Genomic DNA, 8,577 nt, shown 5'->3' with positions numbered 1-8,577 from the left:
GCGTGTTCGAGATCTACGACCACCTGCCCGAAGCCTTGGCTGCTGTGCCCGGCGGGGTCCTCACCGCCCCACGGGGTGCGGGCCTCGGCCGTGGGTCACTCCGGAGCGGCGGGGGTCACGCGCCGATCGCGTGCAGACCGCCGTCCACGTGGATGATCTCGCCGGTGGTCTTCGGGAACCAGTCGCTCAGCAGGGCGACGATGCCCTTGCCGGCCGGCTCCGGGTCCTTCAGGTCCCACTCCAGCGGGGCGCGCGAGTCCCACACGGAGGCCAGCTCGGCGAAGCCCGGGATGGACTTGGCGGCCATGGAGCCGATCGGACCCGCCGAGATGAGGTTGCAGCGGATGTTCTGCTTGCCCAGGTCGCGCGCCATGTAGCGGCTGGTCGCCTCCAGGGCGGCCTTGGCCGGGCCCATCCAGTCGTACTGCGGCCAGGCGTACTGGGCGTCGAAGGTGAGGCCGACGACCGAGCCGCCGTTCTGCATCAGCGGCAGGCAGGCCATGGTCAGCGACTTCAGCGAGTACGCCGAGACGTGCATGGCGGTCGCCACCGACTCGAACGGCGTGTTGAGGAAGTTGCCGCCGAGCGCGTCCTGCGGGGCGAAGCCGATGGAGTGCACGACGCCGTCCAGGCCGCCCAGCTCCTCGCCGACGATGTCGGCCAGCCGCCCGAGGTGCTCGTCGTTGGTGACGTCCAGCTCGATGACCTTGGTGGGCTTGGGCAGCTTCTTGGCGATGCGCTCGGTCAGGGTGGGGCGCGGGAACGCCGTCAGGATGATCTCCGCGCCCTCTTCCTGGGCCAGCTTGGCCGCGTGGAAGGCGATGGAGGACTCCATCAGCACGCCGGTGATCAGGACGCGCTTGCCCTCGAGGATTCCGCTCATGGTGATCAGTGACCCATTCCCAGTCCGCCGTCAACGGGGATGACGGCTCCAGTGATGTACGAGGCGTCGTCCGAGGCGAGGAACCGCACCGTCGCGGCGACCTCCTCAGGCTGCGCGTAACGGCCGAGCGGCACCTGGGAGACGATGTTCTGGCGCTGCTCGTCGGTGAGCGCCTTGGTCATGTCGGTGTCGACGAAACCGGGCGCGACGACGTTGAAGGTGAGGTTGCGCGAGCCCAGCTCACGGGCGAGGGAGCGCGCGAAGCCGACCAGGGCGGCCTTGGAGGCGGCGTAGTTCGCCTGGCCCGCCGAACCGAGCAGGCCGACCACGGACGAGATCAGGATGACGCGGCCCTTCTTGGCGCGCAGCATGCCGCGGTTGGCTCGCTTGACGACACGGAAGGTGCCGGTGAGGTTGGTGTCGATGACCGAGGTGAAGTCCTCCTCGGACATGCGCATCAGGAGCTGGTCCTTGGTCACGCCGGCGTTGGCGATCAGGACCTCGACCGGACCGTGCTGGTCCTCGATCTCCTTGTAGGCCTGCTCCACCTGCTCCGGGTCGGTGATGTCGCACTTGACGGCGAGGAAGCCGGCCGGCGGCTCACCCGAGCGGTACGTGATCGCGACCTTGTCGCCGGCGTCGGCGAACGCGCGGGCGATGGCGAGGCCGATGCCCCGGTTTCCTCCGGTGACGAGAACCGAGCGGCTCAACGGATCACCCTTTCGATAGCGGTCTGCAGATGTCCGACAACCCGCCCGAACACCTGGATGACAGGCGGCTTCATCGGAAACCTATCGGTCGCGCAGCGCGCGTGGGCAATCGGGCACCGACAGTGGCGCGGGGGTGTCGCTGTCGGATCCCTACAGAACGCCCCGGGTCCGGGCCTGAAACATGTGGTCCGCCGAGCCGCTCCCACGACATGATCGGACCCGACAGGCCACGACAGCAGGGAGACCTCCGTGCCCCATTCCATCGACGAAGCCTTCACGGCGCTTCCCCTACGGGCCCTCGCCGACGCCGCACTGGCACGCGCGCGTGCGCTCGGGGCCGAGCACGCGGACTTCCGTCTCGAGCGGGTGCGCAGCGCGTCCTGGCGGCTGCGCGACGCCAAGCCCGCCGGATCGTCGGACACCACCGACCTCGGGTACGCGGTGCGGGTCGTGCACGGCGGTACGTGGGGCTTCGCGTCCGGGGTGGACCTGACCCTCGACGCGGCGGCCAAGGTCGCCTCGCAGGCGGTGGCGATGGCCAAGCTGTCCGCGCAGGTGATCAAGGCCGCCGGATCCGACGAGCGCGTGGAGCTGGCCGCAGAGCCGGTGCACGCCGACAAGACGTGGATCTCGTCGTACGAGATCGACCCGTTCTCCGTGCCCGACGAGGAGAAGGCGGCGCTGCTCGCGCAGTGGAGCACGCGGCTGCTGGCCGCGAACGGCGTCACTCACGTGGACGCCTCGCTGCTCACCGTGCACGAGAACAAGTTCTACGCCGACACCGCCGGGACCGTGACGACCCAGCAGCGGGTGCGGCTGCATCCGGAGCTGACCGCCGTGTCGGTCGACGAGTCGAGCGGGGAGTTCGACTCCATGCGGACCATCGCGCCGCCCGTGGGGCGCGGCTGGGAGTATCTGACCGGGACCGGCTGGGACTGGGACGCCGAGCTGGAGCGGATCCCGGAGCTGCTCGCCGAGAAGATGCGGGCGCCGAGTGTGGAGCCGGGCCTGTACGACCTGGTGGTCGACCCGTCCAACCTGTGGCTGACCATCCACGAGTCCATCGGCCACGCCACCGAGCTGGACCGCGCCCTCGGCTACGAGGCCGCCTACGCCGGCACCTCGTTCGCCACCTTCGACCAGCTGGGCAAGCTGAGGTACGGCTCCGAGCTGATGAACGTCACCGGGGACCGCACCGCCGAGCACGGGCTCGCGACCATCGGGTACGACGACGAGGGCGTCGCGGCGCAGTCCTGGGACCTGGTGAAGGACGGCACGCTGGTCGGCTACCAGCTGGACCGGCGGATCGCGCGGCTCACCGGCTTCGACCGGTCCAACGGCTGCGCGTACGCCGACTCCCCCGCGCACGTGCCGGTGCAGCGCATGGCCAACGTCTCTCTGCGGCCGGACCCGGCGGGGCTGTCCACCGAGGACCTGATCGGCGGGGTCGACCGGGGCATCTACGTCGTCGGCGACCGGTCCTGGTCGATCGACATGCAGCGCTACAACTTCCAGTTCACCGGGCAGCGCTTCTTCAAGATCGAGAACGGGCGGATCACCGGGCAGCTGAAGGACGTCGCGTACCAGGCGACCACGACCGACTTCTGGGGCTCGATGGCCGCGGTGGGCGGTCCGCAGACCTATGTCCTCGGCGGCGCCTTCAACTGCGGCAAGGCCCAGCCCGGCCAGGTGGCCTCCGTGTCGCACGGGTGCCCGTCCGCCCTCTTCAGGTCCGTCAACATCCTCAACACGACCCAGGAGGCCGGTCGATGAGCGCCCGTACGAACAAGCCGCACGAGATCGTCGAGCAGGCGCTCGCGCTGTCCCGGGCCGACGGCTGCGTCGTCATCGCCGACGAGCACTCCACCGCCAACCTGCGCTGGGCGGGCAACGCGCTCACCACGAACGGGGTGACGCGCGGTCGTACGCTCACCGTGATCGCGACCGTGGACGGCAAGGAGGGCACCGCCTCGGGTGTGGTGTCGCGTTCGGCGGTCACCGCGGAGGAAGTGGAGCCGCTGGTGCGGGCCGCCGAGGCCGCCGCGCGGGGTGCGGGGCCCGCCGAGGACGCGCAGCCGCTGGTCGGTGATGTGCCGCAGTCTCCGGACTTCACGGACGCGCCGGCTGAGACCTCCTCCGCGGTGTTCGCCGACTTCGCGCCGGCGCTCGGCGAGGCGTTCGCACGCGCGCGTGCCGGCGGCCGTGAGCTGTACGGCTTCGCCAACCACGAGCTGGTGTCGACGTACCTGGGCACGTCCACCGGGCTGCGTCTGCGGCACGACCAGCCCACCGGCACGCTGGAGCTGAACGCCAAGTCGCCCGACCGCACGCGCTCGGCCTGGGCGGGCCGCGCCACGCGGGACTTCAAGGACATCGACCCCGGCGCGCTCGACGCCGAACTGGCCGTACGGCTCGGCTGGGCGGAGCGGCGCGTGGAGCTGCCCGCCGGCCGGTACGAGACGCTGCTGCCGCCGAGCGCGGTCGCTGACCTGCTGATCTACCAGCTGTGGTCGGCCTCGGGCCGGGACGCCGCCGAAGGCCGGACGGTGTTCTCCAAGCCGGGCGGCGGCACGCGCGTCGGTGAAAGACTCAGCGAGCTGCCGCTGACCCTGCGCAGCGACCCGAACGAGCCGGGCCTGGAGTGCCCGCCCTTCGTGGTCGCCCACTCCTCCGGCGGCGACCAGTCCGTGTTCGACAACGGTCTGCCGACCCGCACCACCGAGTGGATCAGCGAGGGTGTGCTCAGGCACCTGACCACCACCCGGCACAGCGCGGGCCTGACCGGGCTGCCGGTCGCCCCGGTGCTCGGGAACCTGATCCTGGACGGCGGGGGCGACCGCTCGCTGGAGGAGATGGTCGCGGCCACGGACGGGCCCTGCCTGCTGCTGACCTGCCTGTGGTACATCCGGGAGGTCGACCCGGCGACGCTGCTGCTCACCGGCCTGACCCGGGACGGCGTCTACCTCGTCGAGAACGGCGAGGTGACCGGGCAGGTGAACAACTTCCGTTTCAACGAGTCGCCGGTGAACCTGCTGCGGCGGGCGACGGAGGCGGGCCGTACGGAGAAGACGCTGCCGCGCGAGTGGAGCGACTGGTTCACCCGGGCCGCGATGCCCGCGCTGCGGATCCCGGATTTCAACATGAGCTCTGTCAGTCAGGGCGTATAACCTCGTAGGCGTTCGTGGTCGGGTGGTCACCCGACCGCCCGAAGATCCGAGGAGACACGAGAACCGTGACGGACATCGTCGACGAGCTGAAGTGGCGGGGGCTGTTCGCCCTGTCCACTGACGAGGACGCTTTGCGCAAGGCGCTCGCGGACGGTCCCGTCACGTTCTATTGCGGTTTCGACCCGACGGCGCCGTCACTGCACGTGGGACACCTGGTGCAGGTGCTGACGGTGCGCCGGCTCCAGCAGGCCGGGCACCGGCCGCTGGCGCTGGTGGGCGGCGCGACGGGCCTGATCGGCGACCCGCGCCCGACGGCGGAGCGCACGCTGAACGACCCGGAGACGGTGGCCGGCTGGGTCGGCAAGCTGCGCGCCCAGATCGAGCCGTTCCTGTCCTTCGAGGGTGAGAACGCGGCCGTCATGGTCAACAACCTCGACTGGACCGCGAACCTCTCCGCGATCGAGTTCCTGCGGGACATCGGCAAGCACTTCCGGGTCAACAAGATGCTGACGAAGGACTCCGTGGCCCGGCGTCTGGAGTCGGACCAGGGCATCAGCTACACCGAGTTCAGCTACCAGATCCTGCAGGGCATGGACTTCCTGCAGCTGTACCGGCGGTACGGCTGCACGCTGCAGCAGGGCGGCAGCGACCAGTGGGGCAACCTCACGGCGGGTCTCGACCTGATCCACCGGCTGGAGCCGGGCGCCGAGGTGCACGCCCTGGCCACCCCGCTGATGACCAAGGCGGACGGCACCAAGTTCGGCAAGACCGAGGGCGGCGCCGTCTGGCTCGACCCGGAGATGACCACGCCGTACGCGTTCTACCAGTTCTGGCTGAACGTGGACGACCGGGACATCTCGAAGTACATGCGGATCCTGTCCTTCAAGTCCCGTGAGGAGCTGGAGGAGCTCGAGCGGCAGACCGAGGAGCGTCCGCAGGCCCGGGCGGCGCAACGTGCGCTCGCCGAGGAGTTGACGACCCTGGTGCACGGGGCCGAGCAGACGGCCGCGGTCATCGCCGCCTCCCGGGCCCTGTTCGGGCAGGGGGAGCTGGCGGAGCTGGACGGCCGGACGCTGGCGGCGGCGCTGTCGGAGGTGCCGCACATCCGGGTCGCCGAGCTGGGACCGGTGGTCGACCTGTTCGCCGAGGTCGGTCTCGTCGCCAGCAAGTCCGCTGCACGGCGGACGGTGAAGGAGGGCGGTGCCTACGTGAACAACGTCAAGGTCGCCTCCGAGGACGCCGTCCCGGGCAAGGAGGATCTGCTGGACGGGCGGTGGCTGGTGCTGCGGCGGGGGAAGAAGAACCTGGCCGCGGTGGAGGTCGTTCCCGCCTAGCGTCGTCGGGGCGTGGGTGTTCTGCGGGCTGCGGCTTCCTCGTGGCTTGTCGCGCGCAGTTCCCCGCGCCCCTTTACGGGGCTCTTGCGTTCAGGGGGTCGTCAGACCCCCACCCGCTGCTGCTTCCTCTTTCCCAGCGTCGCCATGTAGAGGGCGTCGACCGCCGCGACGATGATGATCGCCGCGACCAGCTGGAAGATGTGCCGGCTCCAGTCGATGCCGGGGGTCGCCGCCACGCCGAGGGCGCGGGCGACCGCGTTGCCCACGATGGCGCCCAGGATGCCGCAGATGGTGGTCAGCCACAGCGGGCTGTGCTGCTTTCCCGGGATGACCGCCTTGGCGATGACGCCCAGCACGAATCCCACGATGATCGCCCACAACCAGCCCATGGCTGCCTCCTCGTACGGCTCGACGTGAGCATTACGGCAAGTGTGGGCCGGTGGGCCGTACGGCGCATGTCGGGTTCCCCCGTGCGCGGCAGGGCCTGCGGCGTCACCGCAGGCAGGGGGCCACCCGGTCTCGTAGGCGGCGTGGCCGCGGCGTAACGTGGGAGGTCGGGCAGGGTCCGATGCGGGCGGATGGTGGAATGTGATGCGGAAACCACACGATGGCGGCGTCCAGGTGTTCCGGATCACCGGAGCCCGGACAGGACTCGCCGAGGATGTACGGGGCCGGCAGCGGCGGTACGTCATCTCGATGACGATCCGCACCGCGTCGGTGATTCTCGCTGTCTCGCTGTGGAACGTCGAGCGGCACGTCGCACTGGTGGCGCTCGTGCTCGGCGCGGTACTCCCCTATGTCGCCGTGGTGATCGCGAACGCCGGCCGGGAGCGGCCGCCGTCCCTTCCGTCGACGTTCATCGCCGCGCCGGTGCGGCCGATGATCACGCCGCCGCGGGCGGAGGAGGCGCGGGAGGATTCCGTTCCGCAGGACTCGGCGGCTCGTCCGACCGGTCCGCACGGTGAGCGTTCCGACCCCGTGTGACCACGGCGGCAGCGGCGGAAGCGGAACGGCGCCGCCCGTCAAACTCAAGAAAAGCTCAGATCAATCATGCAGTTCCAGTGCCGGTCGGTGGGGTACCCGTGACATACTGCGTACGCGCTCCGCATCCCCCGTCGGAGCGACAGACCGACGCCGGGCAGCTCCCCCCGTGGCTGCTCGGCGTCGCCTTGTTTGCTCCCCTTCCGTGAGACGAACCCGAGACGAACCTGTGAGTGACGAGACCCCGGTCTGCTCCGCCAAGGGCTGCCGCGCCGACGCGGTGTGGGTGCTGGCGTGGAACAACCCGAAGATCCACACGCCGGAGCGGCGCAAGACATGGCTCGCCTGCGAGGAGCACCGCGAGCATCTGTCGCAGTTCCTCGGCGTGCGGGGCTTCCTGAAGGACGTGGTGAGGTTCGCGGACTGGCAGGAGGGCGAAACCCCCTAGCCGCCGATCGCCGACATCGGCCGGTCCGGCTGGACGAAGGTCGGGTCGTCCAGGCCCGCTCCCGCCTTCTTGCCCCACATCGCCGCTTTCCAGATGCGCGCGATCTCCTCGTCCGGGGCGCCGGAGCGCAGGGCCGCGCGGAGATCGGTCTCCTCGGTCGCGAACAGGCAGGTGCGTATCTGGCCGTCGGCCGTCAGGCGGGTGCGGTCGCAGGCCGCGCAGAACGGGCGGGTGACCGAGGCGATGACGCCGACCCGGTGCGGGCCGCCGTCCACCAGCCAGCGCTCCGCCGGGGCCGAGCCGCGCGTGTCGGCGCCCTCGGGGGTGAGGTCGAAGCGGGTGCGCAGGGAGGCGAGGATGTCCCCGGCGGTGACCATGCTGTCCCGCTTCCAGCCGTGCTGCGCGTCCAGGGGCATCTGCTCGATGAACCGGAGTTCGTAGTCGTGTTCCACGGCCCAGGCGAGCAGGTCGGGGGCCTCGTCCTCGTTCAGACCCGGCATCAGGACCGTGTTGACCTTGACCGGGGTCAGGCCGGCCTCGCGGGCGGCCTGGAGGCCTTCGAGGACGTCCTTGTGGCGGTCGCGCCGGGTCAGGGTCCTGAAGACGTCCGGGCGGAGGGTGTCCAGGGAGACGTTGACCCGGTCGAGGCCCGCGGCCTTCAGGGCGGTCGCGGTGCGCCTGAGGCCGATGCCGTTGGTGGTGAGGGACATCTGGGGGCGCGGGGCGAGGGCCGCAACGCGCTCGACTATGCCCACCAGACCGGGGCGCAGCAGGGGCTCGCCCCCGGTGAAGCGGACCTCCTCGATGCCGAGCAACCGCACGGCGATGTCGATGAGGCGGACGATCTCGTCGTCCGTGAGCAGGTCGGGCTTGGCCAGCCACTGCAGACCCTCCTCGGGCATGCAGTACGTGCAGCGCAGATTGCAGCGGTCGGTCAGCGAGACCCTCAGGTCGGTGGCCACTCGGCCGTAGGTGTCGATGAGCACGTGGGCCCCCTCCCTCGAATCCCGAAGCCATTGTCTTCCGTCACTTGCGAGCCTACGTGACACCACTG

Annotated in this window: 9 protein-coding genes; 5 read left to right on the top strand and 4 right to left on the bottom strand. The window is 70.3% G+C overall.

The genetic code is table 11. The features are described from left to right. Positions 1-115: 115 nt before the first annotated feature. Both fabI and fabG read right to left on the bottom strand, forming a co-directional pair. Positions 116-883, bottom strand: a complete 768-nt coding sequence (fabI, locus tag ACWC94_RS25765; RefSeq protein ID WP_450799386.1) for an enoyl-ACP reductase FabI — start codon at positions 881-883, stop codon at positions 116-118. A gap of 5 nt (positions 884-888) precedes the next feature. Then, a complete protein-coding gene (fabG, locus tag ACWC94_RS25760; protein WP_450799384.1) occupies positions 889-1,593 on the bottom strand; it encodes a 3-oxoacyl-[acyl-carrier-protein] reductase in 705 nt (234 codons plus the stop codon). A 249-nt stretch (positions 1,594-1,842) separates the two neighbouring features. Between fabG and ACWC94_RS25755 the strand changes: the two genes are divergently transcribed. From ACWC94_RS25755 to tyrS, 3 genes are all read left to right on the top strand, one after another. Continuing rightward, positions 1,843-3,366, top strand: a complete 1,524-nt coding sequence (locus tag ACWC94_RS25755; RefSeq protein ID WP_450799383.1) for a TldD/PmbA family protein — start codon at positions 1,843-1,845, stop codon at positions 3,364-3,366. Beyond that, complete coding sequence (locus tag ACWC94_RS25750; protein ID WP_450799382.1) at positions 3,363-4,760, top strand: metallopeptidase TldD-related protein; 1,398 nt, start codon at positions 3,363-3,365, stop codon at positions 4,758-4,760. Before ACWC94_RS25755 ends, ACWC94_RS25750 begins: the two co-directional genes overlap by 4 nt. Positions 4,761-4,825: 65 nt before the next feature. Next, positions 4,826-6,094: a tyrosine--tRNA ligase gene (tyrS, locus tag ACWC94_RS25745; RefSeq protein ID WP_450799381.1), complete on the top strand. Its 1,269-nt coding sequence runs from the start codon at positions 4,826-4,828 to the stop codon at positions 6,092-6,094. Between the two features lie 101 nt (positions 6,095-6,195). Here the strand turns inward: tyrS and ACWC94_RS25740 are convergent, their stop codons facing one another. Beyond that, the gene (locus ACWC94_RS25740) at positions 6,196-6,483 is read right to left on the bottom strand and encodes a GlsB/YeaQ/YmgE family stress response membrane protein (protein WP_450799380.1); all 288 of its coding nucleotides are present in this window, start codon (positions 6,481-6,483) and stop codon (positions 6,196-6,198) included. Between the two features lie 202 nt (positions 6,484-6,685). Between ACWC94_RS25740 and ACWC94_RS25735 the strand changes: the two genes are divergently transcribed. Both ACWC94_RS25735 and ACWC94_RS25730 read left to right on the top strand, forming a co-directional pair. Continuing rightward, complete coding sequence (locus ACWC94_RS25735; RefSeq protein ID WP_450799379.1) at positions 6,686-7,078, top strand: DUF3099 domain-containing protein; 393 nt, start codon at positions 6,686-6,688, stop codon at positions 7,076-7,078. A gap of 226 nt (positions 7,079-7,304) precedes the next feature. Next, complete coding sequence (locus ACWC94_RS25730; protein ID WP_450799378.1) at positions 7,305-7,523, top strand: hypothetical protein; 219 nt, start codon at positions 7,305-7,307, stop codon at positions 7,521-7,523. On the opposite strand, the gene moaA is transcribed toward ACWC94_RS25730, so the two are convergent. Then, the gene (gene moaA / locus ACWC94_RS25725; RefSeq protein WP_450799377.1) at positions 7,520-8,509 is read right to left on the bottom strand and encodes a GTP 3',8-cyclase MoaA; all 990 of its coding nucleotides are present in this window, start codon (positions 8,507-8,509) and stop codon (positions 7,520-7,522) included. The genes ACWC94_RS25730 and moaA overlap by 4 nt on opposite strands. Positions 8,510-8,577 lie beyond the last annotated feature (68 nt).

Source organism: Streptomyces sp. NPDC001135 (assembly GCF_053598395.1).
Note: the sequence above shows the minus strand (reverse complement) of the source record. Positions and strands in the feature narration are given on the sequence as shown.

Bases quoted from the DNA above. Each gene is read 5' to 3' on its own strand.
- ACWC94_RS25740 (WP_450799380.1), bottom strand. From the start codon at position 6,483: ATGGGCTGGTTGTGGGCGATCATCGTGGGATTCGTGCTGGGCGTCATC.
- ACWC94_RS25735 (WP_450799379.1), top strand. From the start codon at position 6,686: ATGCGGAAACCACACGATGGCGGCGTCCAGGTGTTCCGGATCACCGGA.
- ACWC94_RS25750 (WP_450799382.1), top strand. From the start codon at position 3,363: ATGAGCGCCCGTACGAACAAGCCGCACGAGATCGTCGAGCAGGCGCTC.
- fabI (WP_450799386.1), bottom strand. From the start codon at position 883: ATGAGCGGAATCCTCGAGGGCAAGCGCGTCCTGATCACCGGCGTGCTG.